Source organism: Streptomyces sp. PSU-S4-23, assembly GCF_055632315.1.
On the sequence record NZ_JBVMUU010000002.1, the window covers coordinates 5,920,883 to 5,941,050 of the forward strand.

17 protein-coding genes and 3 pseudogenes are annotated in these 20,168 nt (G+C 71.9%); 9 read left to right on the plus strand and 11 right to left on the minus strand.

Annotated features, from left to right (window positions below; all coding sequences use genetic code 11):
• Position 1: 1 nt before the first annotated feature.
• Positions 2–2,419: an endopeptidase La gene (lon, locus tag ACZ79I_RS27130; protein ID WP_471500284.1), complete on the plus strand. Its 2,418-nt coding sequence runs from the start codon at positions 2–4 to the stop codon at positions 2,417–2,419.
• Positions 2,420–2,598: 179 nt separating this feature from the next.
• On the opposite strand, the gene ACZ79I_RS27135 is transcribed toward lon, so the two are convergent.
• Positions 2,599–3,417, minus strand: a complete 819-nt coding sequence (locus ACZ79I_RS27135; protein ID WP_471500286.1) for a lysozyme — start codon at positions 3,415–3,417, stop codon at positions 2,599–2,601.
• Positions 3,418–3,677: 260 nt separating this feature from the next.
• Here ACZ79I_RS27135 and ACZ79I_RS27140 point away from each other — a divergent pair, with 260 nt between their 5' ends.
• Positions 3,678–4,229 carry a MarR family winged helix-turn-helix transcriptional regulator gene (locus ACZ79I_RS27140; RefSeq protein WP_471500288.1) on the plus strand — a complete coding sequence of 184 codons (552 nt, stop codon included), beginning with the start codon at positions 3,678–3,680 and terminating at the stop codon, positions 4,227–4,229.
• Positions 4,230–4,275: 46 nt separating this feature from the next.
• Here ACZ79I_RS27140 and ACZ79I_RS27145 read toward each other — a convergent pair whose 3' ends face one another.
• Positions 4,276–5,064 (minus strand): protein phosphatase 2C domain-containing protein, encoded by a 789-nt coding sequence (locus tag ACZ79I_RS27145; protein ID WP_471500290.1) that lies wholly within the window; start codon positions 5,062–5,064, stop codon positions 4,276–4,278.
• Between the two features lie 370 nt (positions 5,065–5,434).
• Here ACZ79I_RS27145 and ACZ79I_RS27150 point away from each other — a divergent pair, with 370 nt between their 5' ends.
• From ACZ79I_RS27150 to ACZ79I_RS27170, 5 genes are read left to right on the plus strand one after another with little or no spacing between them, the layout of a single operon-like run.
• Positions 5,435–8,479, plus strand: a complete 3,045-nt coding sequence (locus ACZ79I_RS27150) for a sensor histidine kinase (protein ID WP_471500292.1) — start codon at positions 5,435–5,437, stop codon at positions 8,477–8,479.
• Complete coding sequence (locus ACZ79I_RS27155) at positions 8,476–8,991, plus strand: roadblock/LC7 domain-containing protein (protein ID WP_471500294.1); 516 nt, start codon at positions 8,476–8,478, stop codon at positions 8,989–8,991. The genes ACZ79I_RS27150 and ACZ79I_RS27155 overlap by 4 nt, the downstream gene beginning before the upstream one ends.
• A complete protein-coding gene (locus ACZ79I_RS27160; protein ID WP_471500296.1) occupies positions 8,988–9,422 on the plus strand; it encodes a DUF742 domain-containing protein in 435 nt (144 codons plus the stop codon). The genes ACZ79I_RS27155 and ACZ79I_RS27160 overlap by 4 nt, the downstream gene beginning before the upstream one ends.
• A complete protein-coding gene (locus ACZ79I_RS27165; RefSeq protein WP_381091206.1) occupies positions 9,403–10,041 on the plus strand; it encodes a GTP-binding protein in 639 nt (212 codons plus the stop codon). Before ACZ79I_RS27160 ends, ACZ79I_RS27165 begins: the two co-directional genes overlap by 20 nt.
• A 12-nt stretch (positions 10,042–10,053) precedes the next feature.
• Positions 10,054–11,289, plus strand: a complete 1,236-nt coding sequence (locus ACZ79I_RS27170) for a styrene monooxygenase/indole monooxygenase family protein (RefSeq protein ID WP_471500298.1) — start codon at positions 10,054–10,056, stop codon at positions 11,287–11,289.
• Positions 11,290–11,364: 75 nt separating this feature from the next.
• On the opposite strand, the gene ACZ79I_RS27175 is transcribed toward ACZ79I_RS27170, so the two are convergent.
• The 5 genes from ACZ79I_RS27175 to ACZ79I_RS27195 all read right to left on the minus strand — a co-directional run bounded on the left by ACZ79I_RS27175 (position 11,365) and on the right by ACZ79I_RS27195 (position 15,652).
• Positions 11,365–12,066 carry a hypothetical protein gene (locus tag ACZ79I_RS27175; RefSeq protein ID WP_471500300.1) on the minus strand — a complete coding sequence of 234 codons (702 nt, stop codon included), beginning with the start codon at positions 12,064–12,066 and terminating at the stop codon, positions 11,365–11,367.
• A gap of 202 nt (positions 12,067–12,268) precedes the next feature.
• Entirely contained in the window at positions 12,269–13,378 is a 1,110-nt protein-coding gene (locus ACZ79I_RS27180; protein WP_471500302.1) for a C40 family peptidase, read from the minus strand.
• A gap of 115 nt (positions 13,379–13,493) precedes the next feature.
• Positions 13,494–13,805 (minus strand): hypothetical protein, encoded by a 312-nt coding sequence (locus tag ACZ79I_RS27185; RefSeq protein ID WP_471500304.1) that lies wholly within the window; start codon positions 13,803–13,805, stop codon positions 13,494–13,496.
• 49 nt (positions 13,806–13,854) lie between these two features.
• Positions 13,855–14,580 (minus strand): TetR/AcrR family transcriptional regulator, encoded by a 726-nt coding sequence (locus ACZ79I_RS27190; protein WP_471500306.1) that lies wholly within the window; start codon positions 14,578–14,580, stop codon positions 13,855–13,857.
• Between the two features lie 142 nt (positions 14,581–14,722).
• Complete coding sequence (locus ACZ79I_RS27195; protein ID WP_471500308.1) at positions 14,723–15,652, minus strand: AurF N-oxygenase family protein; 930 nt, start codon at positions 15,650–15,652, stop codon at positions 14,723–14,725.
• A gap of 131 nt (positions 15,653–15,783) precedes the next feature.
• Here ACZ79I_RS27195 and ACZ79I_RS27200 point away from each other — a divergent pair, with 131 nt between their 5' ends.
• Complete coding sequence (locus ACZ79I_RS27200) at positions 15,784–16,890, plus strand: ferritin-like domain-containing protein (RefSeq protein ID WP_471500310.1); 1,107 nt, start codon at positions 15,784–15,786, stop codon at positions 16,888–16,890.
• 108 nt (positions 16,891–16,998) lie between these two features.
• On the plus strand, positions 16,999–17,637 hold the full coding sequence (locus ACZ79I_RS27205) for a Uma2 family endonuclease (protein ID WP_471500312.1): 639 nt from the start codon (positions 16,999–17,001) through the stop codon (positions 17,635–17,637).
• Here ACZ79I_RS27205 and ACZ79I_RS27210 read toward each other — a convergent pair.
• The 4 genes and pseudogenes from ACZ79I_RS27210 to ACZ79I_RS27225 form a co-directional block, all read right to left on the minus strand.
• A pseudogene (locus tag ACZ79I_RS27210) lies at positions 17,582–17,749 on the minus strand (DUF3291 domain-containing protein); the annotation flags it as partial. The gene ACZ79I_RS27205 and the pseudogene ACZ79I_RS27210 sit on opposite strands and share 56 nt — an antisense overlap.
• A gap of 57 nt (positions 17,750–17,806) precedes the next feature.
• Complete coding sequence (locus ACZ79I_RS27215; RefSeq protein ID WP_471498353.1) at positions 17,807–18,511, minus strand: hypothetical protein; 705 nt, start codon at positions 18,509–18,511, stop codon at positions 17,807–17,809.
• A gap of 62 nt (positions 18,512–18,573) precedes the next feature.
• Positions 18,574–19,630 (minus strand): annotated as a pseudogene (locus ACZ79I_RS27220) (IS481 family transposase); the annotation flags it as partial.
• 173 nt (positions 19,631–19,803) lie between these two features.
• Positions 19,804–20,109: pseudogene (locus tag ACZ79I_RS27225) on the minus strand (DUF3291 domain-containing protein); the annotation flags it as partial.
• Between the last annotated feature and the right edge of the window lie 59 nt (positions 20,110–20,168).

A 20,168-nucleotide genomic window follows, 5' to 3' on the forward strand; every position in this document is an offset into this window, starting at 1 on the left:
CATGGCTTCGACGTCCACACCGCTCACCCTGCCCGTGCTGCCGCTCGACGGCGAGGTCGTACTGCCCGGGATGGTGGTTCCGCTGGACCTGAGCGACTCCGAGGTGCGCGCGGCGGTGGAGGCGGCGCAGGCCGCCGCTCGGTCCGAGCCCGGAAAGCCCAGGGTTCTCCTGGTCCCACGCATCGACGGGACGTACGCGAGCACCGGTGTGCTCGGCACCGTCGAGCAGGTCGGCCGGCTCGCCGACGGCGACCCGGGCGCCCTCGTCCGCGGCCGCGGACGGGTGAAGATCGGTGCGGGAACCACGGGGCCGGGTGCCGCGCTGTGGGTCGAGGGGACCCGGGCCGACGAGACCGTGCCCGAGCCCCTGCCGGGACACGTGGGCGAACTGGTCAAGGAGTACAAGGCCCTGGCCACCAGCTGGCTGAGGAAGCGCGGGGCCTGGCAGGTCGTGGACCGCGTCCAGGCGATCGACGACGTCTCCGCGCTCGCCGACAACTCGGGCTACTCGCCGTTCCTGACGACCGAGCAGAAGGTGGAGCTGCTGGAGACCGCCGACCCGGTCGCCCGGCTGAAGCTCGCCACCCAGCAGCTGCGCGACCACCTCGCCGAGCAGGACGTCGCCGAGTCCATCGCCAAGGACGTCCAGGAGGGCGTCGACAAGCAGCAGCGCGAGTTCCTGCTGCGCCGCCAGCTGGAAGCCGTCCGCAAGGAGCTGCGCGAGCTGAACGGCGACACCGAGGAGGGCGAGGAGTCCGACGACTACCGCGCGCGCGTCGAGGCCGCCGATCTCCCCGAGAAGGTCCGCGAGGCCGCTCTCAAGGAGGTCGACAAGCTGGAGCGGGCGAGCGAGCAGTCCCCGGAGGGATCGTGGATCCGCACATGGCTCGACACCGTGCTCGAACTGCCCTGGAACGAGCGCACCGAGGACAGCTACGACATCCGCGGGGCCAAGGCCGTCCTGGACGCCGAGCACGCGGGCCTGGAGGACGTCAAGGAGCGGATCACCGAGTACCTCGCGGTGCGCAAGCGGCGCGCCGACCGGGGCCTCGGGGTGATCGGCGGGCGGCGCGGAGGCGCCGTGCTCGCGCTCGTCGGCCCGCCCGGCGTGGGCAAGACGAGCCTCGGGGAGTCCGTCGCGCACGCCATGGGGCGGAAGTTCGTCCGGGTCGCGCTCGGCGGCGTGCGCGACGAGGCCGAGATCCGCGGCCACCGGCGCACCTACGTGGGCGCGCTGCCCGGCCGGATCGTCCGTGCCGTCAAGGAGGCCGGGTCCATGAACCCGGTGGTCCTGCTGGACGAGATCGACAAGGTGGGCTCCGACTTCCGCGGCGACCCGGCGGCCGCCCTGCTGGAGGTGCTGGACCCGGCCCAGAACCACACCTTCCGGGACCACTACCTGGAGGTCGAACTCGACCTGTCCGACGTCGTGTTCCTGGCGACCGCGAACGTCCTCGAAGCCATTCCGGAGGCACTCCTCGACCGTATGGAGCTGGTCCGCCTCGACGGCTACACGGAGGACGAGAAGATCGTCATCGCCCGCGACCACCTGCTGCCGCGCCAGCTGGAGCGGGCGGGGCTGGACAAGGACGAGATCACGATCGACGAGGGCGCGCTGCGCAAGCTCGCCGGTGAGTACACCCGCGAGGCGGGTGTGCGGAACCTGGAGCGCTCGATCGCGCGCCTGCTCCGCAAGGTCGCGGCCCAGCACGAACTGGGGGAGCGGGAGCTGCCGTTCACGGTCCGGGACGAGGATCTGCGCGGGCTGATCGGGCGTCCGCACCATGTGCCCGAGTCCGCCCAGGACCCGGCGGAGCGGCGTACGGCCGTCCCCGGAGTGGCCACCGGTCTCGCGGTCACCGGCGCGGGCGGTGACGTCCTCTACGTGGAGGCGTCGCTGGCCGACCCGGAGACGGGCGCGGCGGGGCTGACCCTCACCGGTCAGCTCGGCGACGTGATGAAGGAGTCGGCCCAGATCGCGCTGAGCTTCCTGCGCTCCCACGGTGCCGAACTGGAGCTGCCGGTCGGCGACCTGAAGGACCGGGGCGTGCACATCCACTTCCCGGCGGGCGCGGTCCCCAAGGACGGTCCGAGCGCGGGCATCACCATGACGACCGCGCTTGCCTCGCTCCTGTCGGGCCGTCTGGTCCGTACGGACGTGGCGATGACCGGCGAGGTCTCGCTGACCGGCCGGGTGCTGCCCATCGGCGGGGTGAAGCAGAAGCTGCTCGCCGCGCAGCGGGCGGGCGTCACGACCGTCATCATCCCGAAGCGCAACGAGCCGGACCTGGACGACGTCCCGGCCGAGGTGCTGGACCGGCTCGACGTCCACGCCGTCACGGACGTCCGCCAGGTCCTGGAGCTGGCGCTCGCGCCGGCCGCCGGTGAGGCGGCGCCGGAGGTTCCGGTGGCGGCGTGACGCCGTCCGTCCCCCACGGGCCCGGACCGCGGGCACCGGACGGGGAAGGCCCGGGTTCCGTGAGGGAGACCCGGGTCTTCCCGCGTGCCGGCCGTCGGCCCGTCAGCTGTCGGTCCGTGTCGGTCCGTCAGCTGTTGGCCCGTCGGCCGCCCGCGGTCGGCCGCCCGCCGTCGGTACCGTCAGCCGTTGGCCAGTGCCTGCACCCTGTCGTAGGCGCCGTTGAACTTGTCGTGGTCGCCGACCGTGGGGCCGGTGGACGTGTACTGCCACATCGTCTGGTACGACCAGCCGGCCGGCAGCGTGCCCGGGTCGGAGGCGTAGCGTGCGATCCACAGCGGGTTGGCCGAGGCGAAGCCGCCGTAGTTGCCGGTGCACTGGGTCCACCAGCTGGTGGCGGTGTAGATCACGGCGTCCCGGCCGGTGCGCGCCTTGTACCGGTTGAGGAAGTCGCCGATCCAGCCGACCATCGCGCTCTGCGACTTGCCGTAGCAGGCCGCCCCGTAAGGGTTCCACTCGATGTCCAGCGTGCCCGGCAGTGTCTTGCCGTCGCGGGACCAGCCGCCGCCGTGGTCCACGAAGTAGTCGGCCTGGGCGGCGCCGCTCGTGGTGTCGGGGGTCGCGAAGTGGTACGCGCCGCGGATCATGCCGACGTTGTACGCGCCGTCGTACTGCTGGGTGAAATAGGGGTTCGTGTAGTACGTCCCCTCGGTGGCCTTCGTGTAGGCCCACTTGACGCCGCTGTTCCACAGGGTCGACCAGGCGACGTTGCCCTGGTAGCTGGCGACGTCGACGCCCTCGGTCTGTGTGACGGCGGCGATGCCGGGCGTGCCGTCACGGCCGTCGTGCGCGAGGACGCCCATGCCCATGTGCGCGCTGCCGCGGGCGGGTGTGCCTGCGGCGTGGGCCGGGAGGGTGAACAGGAGGGAGAACGCGGCGAGCAGGATTCCGGCCGCGAACAGGCGCGGGCGCCGGACCGTGCCGGGTCTGTGCACGGGCATACGTGCCTCCGAAGGGCTCGGTGGAGCTCGGTGGGGGAATGGTCCGCCATGCCCGCGCCGGGGCGTGGGAAGTGCGCCCGTGTCGTTGGCGTGGGCATGCCATTACTTGCCTGACAAGGAAGCTACGCACGTAGACCGCGGGCTGGGAAGGGGGCCGGGGGCCGCCGTTGGTCTATGCCTGCGAAATACTGACGGAGCTGCGGCAACGGCCGTGCGTGGCGGAAACTTTCAGAATCGGGAAACCGGGTTGGGGTGCTGACGTGCACAACGGCGGAAAGCGCGAGGGCCGTCCGGTCGGATCCGGCACGCCGGGAAGCGGTGCGGACCGGACCGGAGCAGCCCCGGACGGCGCCGGGAGGACCGGCGCCGCGGCCGGCGACGCGGACCGGGACTTCCTGTCGCTGGAGCGCGAGCTGACGGTGTTCCTGCGGCGGGCCCGCGCCAGCCAGGGCGAGATGGCCCGCGAGGTGCACCCGGACCTGGAGTCGGCCGCGTACGGACTGCTCGCACGGCTCGACGAGGGCGGCCGCCAGCGCGCCACGGAACTCGCGGCCTACATCGGCGTCGGCAAGGCCACCATGTCCCGCCAGCTGCGGGCGCTGGAGGACCTCGGACTGGTCGCCCGGGAACCGGACCCCGCCGACGGCCGCGCCTGGCTCGTCCACCTCACCGACGAGGGCCGCGGCCGCGTCGGCCGGGTCCGCGAGGCCCGCCGGGCCCGCTATGTGCGTCAGCTCGCCCACTGGGATCGGCGCGAGGTGGCCGAGCTGGCGCGGCTGCTGCACCACTTGAACCTGAGCATGGAGAAGTAGCCCCGGGGGCTCGGGGTCCGGAGCCAGGGCCCGGCGTCCGGGCCCCTCACAGCTCCACGTAGACCGCCGTCGCGTCGTCGTGCGCCTTGCCGCGGACCGGGCGGCCCCCCTGCTCGCGGTCGGCGGTCTCCAGCTCCCGTACGCGCTCCACGAGCGCCGCCGCCCCCTCCTTGCGGACGAACGTGAACAGGTCCGCCCAGTCGCCCTCGTGGAACCTCTCCGTCCAGCGGGTGGCGCCGTCCGTCAGCGCGGTGAGGGCGCGCACGGCCGCCCGGGGCAGCTCGCCGGCCACCGCGCGCTCCGCCACCGACGGGTCCGCGGCCGCCGTGAAGAAGCCGCCCTCCTTGTTGCGGACCGTGGCGTCCACGATCGCGTCCGTGGCCAGACGGGCGCGCGGGAGGCGGGCCAGGCGGTCGTCCAGGAGGGCGGTGACCGTGCCGTCGTGGGCCTCGGCCAGGAGAGCCGAGTCCGAGAGGATCAGGTACTCCACCGCGCCCCGCGCCCAGCGGGCCAGGACCACGGTCGCCTGGGGTGTGCGCGGGTGAGAAAGGTCACAGGTCGTCGCGTGGGCCTCGGCGGTGCGAAGAATGGCGCGCGAAAGGACCTCCGGCAGCGTCATATCCTGGCGGGAAACGGACAGTTCGGTCAGTGCCCCGCCGAGCCGCGTGCAGAACCAGGGGACGGAGTGAAGACATCCGTATCCGTCCGGCGGGGGAGTCACCCCGTCCAGGACGACCAGCGTTCCGCCCTGTCCTGAGGCCGGAATCGCGAGTGCCGCGAAGTCCTCGTTGGGGCGGTCCGGGTCGCCGGGCTCGGAAATCAGTTCAGTCCGCATCCGGCCAGTCTGCACGAGCCCTTCACAAGGTCCACCAAAGGCCGACATCGGTCGCCGGATCGGTGGGACCCTCCGGATCAGGCGCCTGTTTTGGGATGGAATGATGGACTCCGGTGAACCGTGGTGGCGAATACTGCCAAAGCGCGCGGCCCACGTCCAACCAGGATGCCGCGCGGCCCGCCCGCACGCGCCGGAGGAACTTGCCCGCCAACTCCCTGCCGGGGTTCACTCCTTCGGGTGGCGGGTCAGGCGAAGCGGGACCTCAGCCCACCGGCACTGGGAGGGTCGGGAGGCGTCGTACCGGACGACACCCCAGTTGACGGAACGTCACCCGGGCCCATGGGTACACGAGTCAGGAATGTGAGCACCGGTGCAGAAGACGCGGCCTCGGCGCACAGGCAGGCAGACGGCGGCCCCCGACGGGGGCGCCTCGTCCGGGTCCACGGGCAGCGGCCGTCCCGCCCATGTGCGCAACCGGCTGATCGTCGCGGTGGCCGTGGTCGCCGCCGCGATCGCGGGCGCCGGGGCGCCGGGCGTCGTCGCCGCCTCGGGTGAGCTGAACGACTCCCAGAGCCTGGTGACGCTGGCCGAGCAGACCCAGGACGCCCTGGCTCTCGCCCACTCGCTGGCCGACGAGCGCGACGACGTCACCTCCTACGTGGCCGCCGGGCGGCCCAAGTCGAAGGCGCCGGCCGAGCGGCACAGCGCCCGCGTCGACCGGCAGATCGAGGACCTGCGCGCCACCCCGGACATCTCCGCCGCGCTCCGCAAGGACCTCGGCGACGTGGCCGCCGTGCGCAGAGCGGCGCTCACCGGCAAGAGCACCGCTCTCGAAGCGCACCAGGCGTACTCCGCCGCCATCACCGAGCTGCACGCCCTCGCCGAGCAGCTGGCGGACAAGATGCCGCCGCGCGCGGGCTCCGGCGCCCACTCCCTCGCCGAGCTCGACAGCGCCGTACAGCAGGCCGCCGCCGCCCGCGGGCTGTTCCTCGCGGCCCTGAACGTTCCGACCACCACCCGGACCACGTTCGACCCGGTCACCGGCCTGCCGACCACCACGACGAACTCCTCGGACGCCGACACCGAGCAGCGCGACGCGCTCAGCGCCGCCGCCCAGCAGGCCGCCGTCCGCTCCGACGCCGCCGTCGCCGACTTCCGCGACACCGCGCCCCCGGCGGCCAAGGACTCCTACGACTCCACGGTCACCGGCCCCGAGGTCACCTCCGCCGAGAAGTACCTCAAGGCCTTCGCCGACCGGCCCACCCTCTCCGACGAGGAACTCGGCTACAGCGCCCGCAAGGTCGACGCGGCGCTGTCCGCCCGCGTCGACCTGATGCGCGGCGTCGAGTCCTCCCTCTACGAGAGCCGCAGCAAGGACCTCGCGCAGCTGCGTGACGACGATGTCACCGCGCTGGAGATCCGTATCGCCGTCCTCGGGGCGCTGATGCTGCTGGCCGTCGGCATCGCCATGGCCATGGCCCGCAGCCTCACCCGCCCACTCGCCGTCCTCCGCCTCGGCTCGGCCCGGGTGGCCGCCGACCCGGCCGCCGAGGAACCGGTGAAGTTCACCGGGCGCAACGACGAGTTCGCCCAGGTCGTCCGCTCCGTCAACGCCCTGCACGCGCACGCCGTCGCCCTCCAGGAGCGCCTGTCCACCCTGGAGACCGACCGCAAGCACCTCGTCGGCCAGCGGCAGACCATGGCCGACGAGCGCGCCCAGCTGCGCACCGACCTCACCGAGGCGGCCTCCCACCTGGAGCAGGTCCGCCACAGCATCCACTCCACCTTCGTCAACCTCGCCCTGCGCACCCTCGGCCTGGTCGAGCGCCAGCTCACCGTCATCGAGGGCCTGGAGGAGCGGGAGCAGGACCCGGAGCGGCTGTCCACGCTCTTCAAGCTCGACCACCTCGCCACGGTCATGCGCCGCCACAGCGAGAACCTCCTCGTCCTGGCCGGCGCCGAGCACGTCCAGCAGCACGCCGGGCCCGTGCCGTTCGTCGACGTGGTGCGGGCCGCGGTCAGCGAGATCGAGCGCTACGAACGCGTCCGGATCGCCGCCCTGCCGCCGCACACCCACATCGCGGGCTTCGCCGCCGACGACCTGTCGCACCTGGTGGCCGAGCTCCTGGAGAACGCCACCTCGTCCTCGCCGCCGGACGTCCCCGTCGAGGTCTCGGGCTGGCTCCTGGAGAACGGCGAGGTGATGCTCTCCGTCCAGGACGAGGGCATCGGCATGTCGACGGAGCGGATGAGCCGGCTCAACACGCGGCTGGCCGAGTTCGACCCGGACGTCCCCTACGACCAGGAGGGCGGCGAGGGACTCGGGCTCGGCCTGTATGTGGTGTCCCGGCTCGCCCACCGGCACGGCGTGCGCGTCCAGATGCGCGAACAGAAGCAGGGCGGTGTCGCGGCGGTCGTCGTCCTGCCCGGCACCCTGCTCGCCGAGAGCCCGGCGGCCGCCGCACCCGCCGCACCCGCCGCGGCCCCGGTCCACGGCGGCGCGCCCTCCCCGTCCCTGCCCGGCGCCGACGCGGAGGTGAACGCGAACGTCCTGAGCGCTCGTGCGCGGATCACCGTCCCGGAGCCGACGGGTGACGAGGACCCGCTGATCGCGGCGGCGGAACAGGCCGTGCGCGAGCGCGACGGCGGCGACGACGGCGTTCACGGCGTCCACGGGGACGACGGCGTCCAGGGGGACGGGCCGGTACAGGCGACCGGGCCGGTACAGGCGACCGGGCCGGCGGGGGAGAGCGAGCCCGCCGGTGCCCAGGGCCTCGTACGCGGCGACACCGTACGGGGCGAGGGTCTCCTGCACACGGACGGGCGGACGGGGGACGCCGGCGTCCCGGCACACGAGGAGCCTTCCGGCCGGGCCACGCACCCGGCGCCGTCCACCGCCGAGCCCGAGCCCGAACCGGTGCCCGGCCCCGAGACCACGATGGAACTGCTGCTGCCGTCACCGCGGCCGGAGGAACCCGCTCCCGCTCCCGCCGTCGACATTCCCGCCCAGTCCACGGCCGACCCGTACGCCATCGGCCCCGACGTCCACGAACGCGCCCCCGACGAGGGCCGGCCGCGGTCGGCCCCTGACGGCGCGCACGCCGCCGAGGAGCCGGACGCCCCCCGGCTCACCGCCAAGGGCCTTCCCAAACGCACCCCCAGGATCACCGCGTCGGCCGAGGCCCCGCGGCCGCGTGCCCGCGGCGTGGACGCCGAGGCGCTGCGCCGCAGGCTCGGCGGGTTCCACCGCGGCGCCACGGAGGGCTACCGCCACGCCGAGGCGGAGACCGCCGAGCGGACGGGCGAGACGAGGGCGGGCGCGCACCGGTCCACGGCGGCGCCGGACACCGCACCACCCGGCACCGCACCGGACGTAGAAGCATCGGGGGGCACAGTCGAGGAGGCAAGCAGTTGACCGCGCCCAGCACCTTCGGACTGAGCAGTGAGGCTCGCAACCTGCACTGGCTGCTGACGAACCTCGTCGAGGAGGTGCCGGGGCTGCTGTCGGTCGCGGTGGTCTCCTCCGACGGTCTGCTCCTGCTCTCGTCGGACCCCGGCCTCCACCACGCCAGAACCGGCTCGGGCGGTGACACCGCCGCCGACAGGCCCAGCGGCCCCCGGGGGTCCTCCGCCGACCTCGCCACCATCGTCTCCGGCGTGGGCAGCCTCACCATCGGGGCCGCGAAGCTGATGGACTTCGGCGGGGTCAAGCACACGATGGTCGCGATGGAGGAGGGCAGCCTGTTCGTCATGTCGATCAGCGACGGCTCGCTGCTCGGCGTGCACGGCTCCGCGGACTGCGACATGAGCGTGGTGGCGTACCACATGGCGCTCTTCGTCGGCCGCGCCGGACACGTCCTGACGCCCGAACTCCGCAGCGAGCTACGCAGGTCCCTGGAGGCCGAGTCGGTGGGGAGCGCCCGATGAACGGCACACCGGGGAAGCTCCCCGTCCGCGGCGGCGACCGCAAGCCCGCCCGGGTGCGCCCCTACTCGCTCACCGGCGGCCGCACCCGCTTCGGCCACGTCCTGCTCGTCGAGACGTTCGTGGCGGCGCTGGAGGCCCCCGAGGAACGCCGCGAGCTGACGGGGGGCAACCCCCAGACGCTGAGTACCGGGGGAGGTTCGCTGGCCGCCCGGGTGATGCCGGAGATGCGGGCCATCGTCGAACTCTGCCGCCGCATGCGCACGGTGGCGGAGATCGCGGCACTGCTGAAGATGCCGCTCGGGGTGGTCCGCGTGCTCCTCAGCGATCTCGCGGACCAGGGAAAGATCCGTGTGTACGGAACCGGTCACGGCCCTGGACAGCCGGACCGCGCTCTGCTGGAAAGGGTGCTGAGTGGACTCCGTCGTCTCTGACGCCTCCCCGGGCGTCTCCCCGCTCCTCGACGAAGAGGAGCATCTGCAGGCCTGGCAGACGGACCGCACGCGCGCTCCGATCGCCACGAAGATCGTGGTGGCGGGCGGCTTCGGCGTCGGCAAGACCACCCTGGTGACCGCCGTTTCGGAGATCACGCCCCTCCAGACGGAGGCGCTGATGACCGAGGCCAGCCAGGAGACCGACGACCTCACCGGGACGCCGGAGAAGCTCACCACCACCGTGGCCATGGACTTCGGGCGCATCACGCTCGACGACGACCTGGTGCTCTACCTCTTCGGCACGCCGGGCCAGCAGCGGTTCTGGTTCATGTGGGACGACCTGGTGCGCGGCGCGATCGGCGCGGTCGTCCTGGCCGACACCCGGCGGCTCGCGGACTGCTTCCCGGCGCTCGACTACTTCGAGAGCAGCGGTCTGCCGTATGTGGTCGCGGTCAACCACTTCGACGACAGCGAGCGGTTCGAACCCGAGGACGTGCGCGAGGCCCTCACCATACCCGCACACATACCTGTCATGATCATGGACGCGCGCCGCCGGATCTCGGTGGTAGAGACCCTCCTGGCCCTCGTCGGCCACGCGCTGGACGTCACCCCCGAGTAGGAGAACCCCCGCATGCGGAAGATACTCGTCGTCGGAGCCGGCCAGTCCGGACTCCAGCTCGCCCTCGGCCTCCAGGCGAACGGGTACGAGGTCACCCTGATGTCCAACCGGACCGCGGACGAGATCCGCTCCGGCCGCGTCATGTCGACGCAGTGCATGTTCCACACGGCGCTGCAGCACGAGCGCGACCTGCAGCTCAACTTCTGGGAGTCCCAGGCCCCGGACATCGAGGGGCTCGGCGTCTCGGTGGCGGGTCCCGAGTCGCAGCGCGTGATCGACTGGGTGGGCAGCCTCGACGGATACGCGCAGTCCGTGGACCAGCGGCTGAAGATGGCCGGCTGGATGGAGACGTTCGCCCAGCGCGGCGGCCAGCTGGTGATCCACGGGGCGGCGGTCTCCGACCTCGACTACTTCTCCCGCGCCTACGACCTGGTGCTGGTGTCGGCGGGCAAGGGCGAGTTGGTGTCGATGTTCGGCCGCGACGCCTCGCGCTCCCCGTTCAGCGAGCCGCAGCGGGCCCTCGCGGTCGCCTACGTCCACGGCCTCGGCCCGCGCCCGGAACACCCGGAGTTCGACGCGGTCCGCTGCAACCTGGTCCCGGGTGTGGGTGAGCTGTTCGTGATGCCGACCCTCACCCTGTCCGGGCGCGCGGACATCCTCTTCTGGGAGGGCGTCCCCGGCGGCCCGATCGACGTCTTCAACGGGGTCAAGGACCCGGGCGAGCACCTGTCCCTGACCCTGGAGCTCATGGAGCGGTTCACGCCCTGGGAGTACGCGCGGGCCACCAAGGTGGAACTGACCGACGCGAACGGCACGCTGTCCGGGCGCTACGCCCCCACCGTGCGCAACCCCGTGGGCCGCCTTCCCGGCGGCGGCCTGGTGCTGGGCGTCGCGGACGTGGTGGTGGCGAACGACCCGGTCACCGGCCAGGGCGCCAACTCGGCCGCCAAGTGCGCCGCCGCGTACCTCGCCTCGATCCTGGAACACGGCGACAAGGAGTTCGACGAGGTCTGGATGCGGCAGACGTTCGACCGCTACTGGGACACGGCCCAGCATGTGACCAAGTGGACGAACGCGATGCTGGGCGTGCCGCCGGAGCACGTCCTGAACCTGATCGGCGCGGCGGGCGCCCTCCAGCCGGTCGCGGACCGTTTCGCCAACGGCTTCAACAACCCGGCCGACTTCGAGGACTACTTCTACGAGCCCGAGAAGGCGGAGGCGTACCTGGCGTCGGTCTCGGGGGCCTGACGGTCCCTCGCCGCGCACCGGAGCCACCGGCCCGATTCCGGCGGGCCGGGGTTCCGGACACTCCGGGCGGCACGGTCACCAGTCGTCGTGGTCGATCACCCGGAAGCTTCCCACGACGCCGTCGTCGCCGAAGATGCCGTTGTGGACGGTACGGGTCACGACGCCGTATCCCGTGCCGTGGGGGCCGACCGTGGCGACGGGAGCGCCGTTGTCGCAGGTGAAGCCGCGGAAGATCTCGATGACCATGCGGCTGTCGTTGTAGACGCTGAAGCTGCTGGAGCCCAGGCCGCTGGCCGCGGTGACGCAGCCGTCCGTGCGGGCGGAGTACGTCCGGTCGTTGAAGTAGATCCTTCCCCCGTCCTCGTGGCCGTGGCCGCCGCCGTATCCGCGCCCGCCGTCACGGTCGCCGTCACGGCCGTCTCCGTCGCGGCCCTCCCGGTCGCGGCCGTCCTGGCCGCCGTTCTCCTGGCCGCGGCCCTGCTGCGGGCGGCTTTCCTGGCTGTGGCCCTGCTGGCCCTGCTGGCCCTGACCCTGCTGGCTGTGGCCCTGCTGGCGGTGGTCGTCCCGTTGCCCGTGGGCGGTGCCGTCACCGCGGGGTGGGGAGGTGGGGGCCGGTCGCTGTGCCGACGGCGCCGACGGCTGGACCGACGCGGTCGACCGGTGGCCGGACGTGGCGCTCTCGCTGGGATCGGCGATCGAGGCGTAGGTGATGCCGGTGGTGGCTAGGGCCGCGGCGCCCACTACGGCGGCGGCCACAACGAAGGTACGCGTGGGCATGTCACTTCTCTCGGTCTTGAAGACGTCGGCCGGACAGCCGACCTTCGATGAACGTACTGAAGGCCACTTTTACTGTCATATCGGGCATGGCCGAGGAGTGATACGGCGGGGCCGGTCGGGTGCACTCGCGCGCGTGTCGCATGACGGGGGGATCTGATGCGGACTCAATCCGCCTGGTCCGCCTCGCCTTCGGGCGGCGGGCTCACAGCGGGAGCGGCGGCGGGGTGTAGTGCCGCAGGGGCTCCCCGCCGGGGTCCGGACGTACCGCTCCGAGCACGGGGTACGACGCGATCGGGGACACCTTGATCGTGGTTCCCGGCCGCGGCGCCTGGACGACCATGCCGTCCCCGAGGTACAGGGCGACGTGCGTGGCCTCGGGGAAGTAGACCACCAGGTCCCCGGGCCTCAGGTCCTTCAGCGGCACGTGCCGCAGCCGGGCCCACTGCTCCTGGCTGGTCCGCGGCACGGTCCGGCCCGCGTGCTCCCAGGCCCGCGAGGTCAGCCCCGAGCAGTCGTACGACCTCGGCCCCTCGGCGCCCCACTCGTACGGCTTGCCGATCTGCCCGACGGCGTACCGCAGCGCCCTGTGGCCCGCCTCCGTGGGCGCCCGCTCCCCGCTGAGCGCGCCGGAGGCCAGGAACCTCCGCTGTGCCGCCGCGGCTCCGCCGCGCTCGAAGTCGGCCAGCTCGGCGAGCCGTCCGGCGCTGAGCGAGGCGATCAGCTTCTCGATGTCCTTCAGCTGCCTGCGGACGGCGTCCCGCTCCGTCTTCTGCCGCTTGGCGAGGGCGAGCTGCTTGTCGAGTGCCGCGCGCGCCGTGCGGGCCAGCTCGCCGGCCTGCTTCTCGGCGCCCGCAAGCCGGCGCAGGGTCCCGGCCCGCCCCCGCGCCAACTGCCCGATCACATGCCCCTCGTCGAGCGCGTGCTGCGGATCGCGGGAGAGCAGCACGCGGACGTACCGGGAGATCTCCGTGCTGGTGCGGTACTGCTGCCGGGCGAGCCGGCCGATCTCGCCGCGGCCGCTCTGCACGGCGAGCCGGGCCCGGGTGAGCTGCCCGTCGAGCCGCGCGACCTCGGCCCGCTGCTTCTTCAGTTTCTCGGTGGTGGCGTTGTACGCCTCGGTGGCCCGCTCGGCCCGCCGGTACCTCTGCTGGAGGTCCGTCAGAAGCTCGGAGACCGAGCGGGTCTCCGGTCGCCGGCCGGAGTCGGAGCCGGTGCCCGGACCCGCGGCGGCCGTCGCGGGGACGGGGGCGAGCAGGGCCGCCGCGGCGGTCACCGCCGCCGTGCAGGCCGGGCGGAGCAGCCGTCCTGACATGACATCACCTCCGGTGCGCGGGGTGGGGGGTCCACCTCGCACCGGCAGGATCCGTCGTGTGCGTCCCGGGCGCCCGCCGCGTGGTCGGTTCGGCCCAGGGAGGTCACCCGGGAGGTCACTCGTCGGCGGCTTCCGCGGCGCCGCCCGGCGTGGCGCCTGGCTTCCGGCGCGGGTTCGGCCACCGCAGACGGGGGCGGCGGCCGCCGCCCCCGGGGTCGAACTCGTATCTCCAGCCCGGGTGGAGACGGAGGGTGCCGCCCCGGCCCGCCTCGACACGCCGGTAGACGAGCACGGTCGGCGGGCCGCCGTCCGGGTCCGGGACCGGGACGCGGTACGTCTTCGGCGGGTGGCCGGTCGGGCCGAGCAGGACCGGAAGGACGCGCCCGTCCAGCGGACCGCCCACGAAGGGGGTGTCTTGGCTCTTCACGGCACCAGTCTCCTCCGCGCGGGGGAGGGGTCCCCGGCGTGCCGCCGGGTCACAGCAGATGGCCGGCGTCGCCCACCACGGGCAGTACGCCCCGCACCAGCGCGCCGGCCGGTCCCTCCGCGCTCTCCAGGGCCAGGGCGTCCCGCACCACGGCGGCGGTCTGGGCGTCGCGCCCCGCCGTGGCCACCAGGCAGGCGACGAACTGCTCCACCAGCCAGTCCCGCAACTCGCCGACCGGGAGCTGTTTGTCCTCGTCGAGCCAGATGAGGGAGGCGGCCTCCACCGCCGTGATCCACATGCGCACGGTCATCCGCAGCCGCGCCCCGGGCTCCTCGACGCCGAGGTGGCCGAGGATGTGCTCGGCGGCGGCGCGCCGGACCCCGTCCACGATGGCGGTGGTGCGGGACGTCTCGGCCACGCTGCCGCCCTGCAGCAGGGCGCTGAAGCCGGCGTCGTGCTGGTCGACGAAGGCGAGGTAGCGGTCGAGGGCCCGGCTCAGCCGGGGCAGGAGGGGGCCGTCCCGCGGCTCGTCGAAGCACTTCTGCAGCTCCTCCGCCGCGGATCTCAGGGCGGCCTCGTACAGCTGCTGCTTGCCGCCCGGGAAGTAGCGGTAGACGAGCGGGCGCGAGACGCCGGCCGCCTCGGCCACGTCGTCCAGCGAGACCTCCTCGGGGGCGCGGTGCGCGAACAGGGACAGCGCGGCGCCGAGCAGCTGGCTGCGCCGCTCCTCGACGCTGAGCCGACGGTACGCGCGGGTGGGGGCCTCGGAGGTCATGTCCGCAGCGTAATCGCGCGGTCGCGGCGAGGGGGACCCGACAGGAGCCGCGACCGGCGCGGGAGCGCACGCTCCGGCCCCTTTCCGGCCCCTTTCCAGTCCCTTTCCGGCCGCGCCGGTGCGGCGCCGGACGGGCCCGCCGTCAGGCCAGCAGGCCCGAGGACCTCCACAGGCGCCGCCCCACGCCCCGCAGCACCCCGATGTCGTCCAGGAAGTCCGTCAGCCGCTTCGCGCCCGTCTGCATGACCTCCCGGCGATGCCCGCTCGCCTTCACCTGGGCCATGGCCTCCTGCTTGTCCAGGCCCACGTTGGTGTAGACCTCGGGGTTGACGAAGGCGACCGAGAAGACGCGGGCGAACTCTCCGGAGGAGACGCGCGTGAACTCCTGCGACCACCGCGGCGCCGTCAGCATCTGGCGGCGCAGCTCCTCGCGCGCGTAGCGGACGTGGCGGGCCTCCTCGACCACGTGGATGCGCGTGACCCCGCGGATCAGCGGCTGCACCCGCTCGTCGGGGAAGGTGAGCCGCTGCATCCAGTCCAGGACCTCCTCGCCGAGGAGGGTGGCGGTGAAGGACCCCGGCGTCGTCGAGATCGTCTTGAAGAGGCGGCCGAGGTTCCGGTGCACCCGGCTGACCGGGTACCAGGGCGTCCCGCCGTGCGCGATCAGCCGGGCGAACATCTTGGAGTGCCGGCACTCGTCCTCGATCTCGGTGAGCGCGTACCGCACGTGCGCGCTCGTCGCCGACTTGTCGTAGATGTGCCGGACCAGCAGCTGCATCAGGATGATCTCGAACCAGATGCCGAGCGAGGCGAGCGCCGCGGCCTCGTGCTGCGACAGCAGGATCCGCTGCTCCTCGCCCATCCGCTTCCACAGCGGCGTGTCGTACAGCGACACCAGTTCCGGCGGCCAGAACCACTTGCCGTCCTCGTAGGGAGCGTCCCAGTCCAGTTCCCTGTCCGGGTCGAAGGAGTGCTTGGCGGAGGAGTCGAGCAGCCGCTCGGCCACCTGCTCCCGGTCCTTGAGCAGGCCGAGAGCGTCGCGCAGCACATCGGCTTCCGTCACCGTCGTCATCGCTGTCCCACCTCGTCGTACGGGCCGCTGTTACCCGCGGTCACGACTTATAAGACTGCTTGTCAGCAAGGACGTCAATCCCTTGTGCGCGACTTGTTGACGCTGCGTCTACCGCGTGTGAGCGTGGCCTTATGCCGACGTATGAGATGTACACCAACGACCCGGGGGACCGCCTCTGGCAAGTGCCCGCGAGCGGTGAGGCGCGGTTCAGCTGGGAGTACGACGACGGCCGCGACCGGCTGCTCGCCCTGTACCAGAAGGGCAAGGACAAGCAGTGGGACGGCCAGAAGCGGATCGACTGGGACCTGGAGGTCGACCCGCACGACCCGCTCGGCACCCCCGATGAGGCGTTGGCGCTCTACGGGACGCCGTACTGGGCGAAGATGACCGACGACGACAAGGGCGAGCTGCGCAAGCACTTCGCCTCCTGGCAGTTCAGCCAGTTCCTGCACGGCGAGCAGGGCGCGATGGTGTGCGCGGCGCGGATCGTGGAGTCGGTCCCCGATCTGGACGCGAAGTTCTACTCCGCGACACAGACGATGGACGAGGCCCGGCACGCGGAGATCTACGCCCGGTTCCTGCACGAGAAGATCGGGATGCTGTACCCGATCAACGACAACCTGCAGTCGCTGCTCGGCGACACCCTCCGGGACAGCCGCTGGGACATGCCCTACCTCGGCATGCAGGTGCTGATCGAGGGCCTGGCGCTGGCGGCCTTCGGCCTGATCCGGGACACCACGGACAAGCCGCTGCCCAAGCAGATCCTGGCGTACGTCATGCAGGACGAGGCGCGGCACGTGGCGTTCGGCCGCATGGCCCTGCGCGACTACTACAAGCAGCTCACGGACGCGGAACTGCGCGAGCGCGAGGAGTTCGTCATCGAGGGCTGCTACCTGATGCGCGACCGCCTGCGCGGGGTGGAGGTGCTGGAGAACTTCGGCATCCCCAAGGCGGAGGCCGAGGAGCTCAGCGAGAGGTCCGAGTTCCTCCACCTCTTCCGCCGGCTGCTCTTCAGCAGGATCGTCCCGTGCGTGAAGGACATCGGCCTGTGGGGCAAGCGCCTCCAGCAGGCGTACGTCGACATGGGCGTCTTCGAACTGGGCGACTCGAACCTCGACCTGCTGATGGCCCAGGACGAGGAGATCGCCGAGAGGCTCGACGCGGAGCGCTTCGCCATGGAGGAGAAGGCCCGCGTCGCGGAGGTGGAGGAGGCGATCGAGGCGGGGGCGGAAGGCTGAAAGGGCAAGTCAACGGCATGTTCGATGATCACTCGAACGGCGGATGAATCGACATTCGCCCCGGGTACGCTGGTCGTACCAGGCAGACTCCGTCGCATGGGAGTGATCATGAGTGCCGCACGCGAGTACGGGCTGGACGAGGACTACGAGTGGCCCCGCCCGCCGGTCGGCGGGTGGACGGCGGACGACCTGGACCGGCTCCCGAATCTTCCTCCGCATACGGAGCTGATCGACGGGAGTCTGGTTTTCGTGAGTCCGCAGACCTCGTTCCACATGCGCACGATTCGACTGCTGGACATCGCTCTGCTTGACCAGGCGCCGGACGGGTTCGACGTCTACCGCGAGTTCACCGTCACGCTCGACCGCCACAACCGTCCGGAGCCCGACGTCCTGGTGGTCCGTGCCGGCGCTGACACCGGGCCCAGAGACACGCGGCTCCTCCCCGAGGACGTCATCCTCGCCGTCGAGGTCGTGTCGGAGGACTTCGTGCAGTGTGACCGAGAGGCGAAGCCCCACAAGTACGCGGCCGCGGGCATTCCGCACTTCTGGAGGGTCGAGGAGAACAACGGCCTTCCCGTTGTCTATGCCTACGAACTCGATCCCTCGGCCAAGGTGTATGTGCCCACCGGTATCCACCACGACAAGCTCAGCCTGACCGTTCCGTTTCCCCTCGACATCGACCTCACCGCGATCAACCGCCGGCCAACGGTAGCGCCTCCCCCGGAGGGAACGACGTCCGCAACGTGAACGCGTACTCCGTGGGCCCGTGGGCGCGCAGATGCAGCAGCCGCTGCTCGGCCTCCGCCACCGTCGGGCGGTGGCCGGCGGGTACCCACCACAGGGTCGTGACCGCCTCCTGTGTCTAGTCCCAGGTGATGTTTGACGTTCTGGTCCCAGCTGTTGCTTGACGGTGGGCCTAGACAACATCGGAAACCTTGTGGGGCTTGTTCGCCTTCACGTGGCGTACGGGTATGTCGGTCGTGCGCCGGATGACGCGGATCTGACCGTCCAGCTCGACGCTGATCGTCGCGTCCGACACGTGGACGGTCACGGTCTGGCCTGCGTAGGGGCGGCCGAGGGAGACGACCTGGCGGCAGACCATGACAGTGCCTACCGCGCTGACCCGCCGCTGGACCCGCACGGGCTCGACGCTCGGCCGCGGCGGCGGTCCGGCCGGACGCAGGCCCCGCAGCCTTCGGACTTCCTCGCTGGTCAGCGGGTTGGGCCGCACCCGCAGCAGTTCCCGCGAGGACAGGTCGAAGAACGACAGTGTCTCGTCGTCGATACGGACGCCCACCTGGCGGCCGCCCAGGATCTCCGCCGCCAGGACCTGGTGCCCGCCCAGACCGACCAGGCCGCTGTTGTTCACCACCCGGTCCACCTCGAACGCCGCCCCGTCACCGCCCGGCAGCGGGGCCGGCCCCGCCAGACGTCCGCCCCGGGCAGCCAGCCGTCCCAGATCCGCCACCGACAGGTGTGACCGCACGGTCTTGATCCGCGCCCCGGCGATCAGCAGATGGATCACCTGCGTGTCGGCCCAGAACGTCACCGTCAGCCCCGAGCGAGCCGGACCCAGCCAGAACTGCTTGCCCGCGACCTGCAGATTCCCACTCGCAGGCACCACCCGCTCGAACTCCACAGGCCCGCCCTGCTCGACTGGCACCACTGCAGGCACCTCAGGCAGGGCGGCAGGAACCTCGGAGGCTTCGGTCGAAGCCGGCTCCGGGTCTGCTGGGGGTGTCCGCTGCTGCGGCACCAGCGCCAGCACTCCAGGGATCTTCAGGCCCAGGACGTCCCGCTCCTCCTCGGCAACCGGGCCGAACCGGTCTCCCGGAGACTGCATCTCCAGCGCCTGATGCGGCCGCGAGGAGTTGTACTCCTCCACCCACGCATCCAGTGCCGCCTGAGCCGCCTCGATGCTCTCGAAAGCCCCGCAGTCGTCGAGGAGTTCGCGCCGCAGCGTCTGATGGAACCGCTCGACCTTGCCCGTGGTGGTCGGCGAGGCCGGCTGGGTAAGGCGGTGCGCGATCCCGTTCTCCCGGCAGATCCGGTCGAACAGCACCTCACCGCCCTGCCCGAACCGGTCGGTGAACTGCTTGCCGTTGTCGGTCAGCACCTCCTCCACCACCCCGAACCTCTGCAAGGCACGGACGAACGCCGTGCAGACCGCCCGCCCCGTCGCCCGCTCGACCACCGACGCGATCACGCAGTACCGGGAATGGTCGTCCACCCCGGTCACGACCTTCGCCTCGGTCAGCTCGCCCGTCACCGGGTCGACCAGCATCACGCCGCCGACGATGTCCATCTGCCACAACTGCATCGGACGGTCCCGCTGCCAGCGCTTGTAATCCGACCGCTTCCGGCGCCGCACCCCCGGCTCCACCAGCCCGTGACGGACCAGGATCCGATACACGGTCATCCGCGACGGCACCGGGCTCACCGCCCCGGACCGCTCCAGCACATGGGCGATCCGCCGCGGACCCCACCTCGGGTGCTTGCGCCGCAGCTCACACACGGCCGCTTCGACCTCCGCCGAGGCCTGATGCGGACACGACGCCGGCCTGCGCGAACGGTCCGCCAACCCCGCCAGGCCGGCAGCCTCATACCGTGACTTCCAGCCGCTGACCGTCTGCCGCGACACCCCAAGCGACGCGGCGACCTCCGTCACCGTCGCACCCGCCAGCACCGCAAGGACAGCCCGGTATCTCTGCTCGACAACCGACAACTCCACCAGCGCCAATCCCGGCCTCCCGCCACACGCCGCAACGACGCGCACAGAAAAGCCGAACACGGCCACTGTCAACCATCAGCTGGGACCGAAGTGTCAAGCATCTCCCGGGATCGGACACGTGACCGCCTCCTGAAGGTGCTCGAACCTCCCCCACTGCCTCAAGGGCGTGGGGGGACCCCCACGCGACGGCGCGCCAGCATCTCCCGGTGCTGCCCCTGGTACATGAACGCCGTCAGGGCGTTCGCGTCCCGCCACGTCGACATGTTGACGATCAGCCACTCGTCCCCGAAGACCGGCACGTCCGTCGCGTTCCCCGAGTCGCTCTGCAGACGCCAGACGAAACCGTCCGACACGTCGGCCACGGCGTTCACGGGGTCGAGCGCCTCCACGAAGTCCTTCAACTGGGGGGAGTCCAGAGGGGCCTTGAGGCGGGCGATGTTGACCTGGGCGAGTTCGTACGCGGCTGCGGGCCGGGTGGGTTCCGTCATGACCGAACGGTAGGTCGGCGGCCCGCCCGGGCGACAGACCCCGTCTCGGCAGGCGGACC